We start from the raw sequence: 255 nt of genomic DNA on the forward strand, positions 1-255 counted from the left end.
CTCATGTGAAGGTACATCCAGCCAACCGCGTTGTGTTAAAGCACCTGAAATTTGTTCTGGTGACCAGTCCAAACCAATCAAATAATCAATATAAGCGAAGGCAAATGCTGTCATTGATGATGAAGGATGGTACCGTCTTTGACTTGCAAATTTAGCTGCCTGTTGAGCTCTATATCCACGTTGCCCAGTATTTCTTTTTAATTCACGGTAGATGGTTGATCGTGAACGTCCTAACTCCCGAGCAAGGGTAGCGAT

Annotated in this window: 1 protein-coding gene; it reads right to left on the minus strand. The window is 43.5% G+C overall.

Annotated features, from left to right (window positions below; translation table 11 throughout):
* Nucleotides 1–255 (minus strand): helix-turn-helix domain-containing protein (locus ACEO2X_RS14575; RefSeq protein WP_371972213.1); only part of this gene is annotated, 255 nt, incomplete at both ends.

Origin of the sequence: Acinetobacter sp. AL9, from assembly GCF_041464035.1 — a bacterium.
In the GTDB taxonomy this organism is placed as follows: domain Bacteria; phylum Pseudomonadota; class Gammaproteobacteria; order Pseudomonadales; family Moraxellaceae; genus Acinetobacter; species Acinetobacter towneri.